This is a genomic window from Rubritepida flocculans DSM 14296 (genome assembly GCF_000425365.1).
GTDB lineage: Bacteria > Pseudomonadota > Alphaproteobacteria > Acetobacterales > Acetobacteraceae > Roseococcus > Roseococcus flocculans.
The window spans coordinates 1-1,127 of sequence record NZ_AUDH01000073.1; the positions used below are offsets into that span (position 1 = coordinate 1).

Genomic DNA, 1,127 nt, shown 5'->3' on the forward strand with positions numbered 1-1,127 from the left:
CCGCTCGCCGAGGTGCTGATCGAGCTGAACCTCATGGCGCCCTTCCACGACCGCAGCGCGGCCGAGATCGACCGCATCATCGAGGCCTGCGTCGACGGCTTCCAGGCCTCGATGCAGCGCCAGGCCGCCGAGCGCGATCCGCTCGACGACCCTATTCCTTTTAGTTGAGGGGACATCGCCATGAGCACCGGAGAGATCTGGCGCGACGTCCCCAGCGTGCCTGGCGTGCTGGCCAGCAGCGAGGGGCGCGTGATGATCGCGCCGTATCGCGGACCGATGCCCAACGGAGGGGAGCGCCCCTACGGCGGAACGCCGACCTTCGGCGTCTGGAACAAGACCGACGGGCGCTTTGTCACGACGGTGGGAGAGCGCACCTGGAAGGTCGCGCGGCTCGTCGCAGAGGCATTCCACGGACCGCCTCCTTTCGAAGGCGCCGTGGTGATGCACCTCGACGAGAACGCGGCCAACAACCGAGCGAGCAACCTCCGCTGGGGCACGCAGAAGGAGAACCTGAACGCGCCGGGCTTCCTCGAATACTGCCGCAACAGGACCGGGGCAGACAGCCCGACGGCGAAGGCGCGCCAGAGGCGGAGTGTAGGATGCTCGACCTGAACTCCGGCTCCGGCGCCGTCTACGGGCGAGGCGATGCGCGGCCGGGCGACGCCGCCGCCATCACCGCCCGCATCAACGCGCATCTCGACGCCGCCCTGCTGGCACGGCGGCGGCAGCAGCGGCCGCGCGACTACCTCGGCGGCAGCCGCGTCGGCGAGCCCTGCGCCCGCAAGCTGGTCTACGAGATCACCCACGCGCCGAAGGACCGCGACTTCGAGCCGGGCATCCTGCGGGTGTTCGACGCGGGGCATCAGTTCGAGGCGCTGTCCATCCGCTGGCTGCGCCTCGCCGGCTTCGACCTGCGCGACCGCGGCGCCGATGGCGAGCAGTTCGGCTTCGTGGCGGCGGGCGGTCGGCTGCGCGGCCACGCCGACGGCGTGATCGTCGGCGGCCCCGCGGTCGGGCTGCGCTGGCCCGCGATGTGGGAGCACAAGGCGCTCGGCCAGAAGTCCTGGACCGACCTGGTCAAGCGCGGGCTGCGCCTCTCCAAGCCGATCTACTTCGCGCAGGTGCAG

3 protein-coding genes are annotated in these 1,127 nt (G+C 71.0%); all 3 read left to right on the plus strand.

The features are described from left to right. Window positions 1–12: 12 nt before the first annotated feature. Window positions 13–168, plus strand: a complete 156-nt coding sequence (locus tag H596_RS24780) for a DUF6511 domain-containing protein (protein ID WP_281168399.1) — start codon at window positions 13–15, stop codon at window positions 166–168. Window positions 169–180: 12 nt separating this feature from the next. Next, window positions 181–612: an HNH endonuclease signature motif containing protein gene (locus tag H596_RS23675; protein WP_158295652.1), complete on the plus strand. Its 432-nt coding sequence runs from the start codon at window positions 181–183 to the stop codon at window positions 610–612. Beyond that, window positions 600–1,127, plus strand: a 528-nt coding sequence (locus tag H596_RS0118910) for a hypothetical protein (RefSeq protein WP_027286189.1), incomplete at its 3' end; no start/stop codon positions are given. The genes H596_RS23675 and H596_RS0118910, both read left to right, overlap by 13 nt.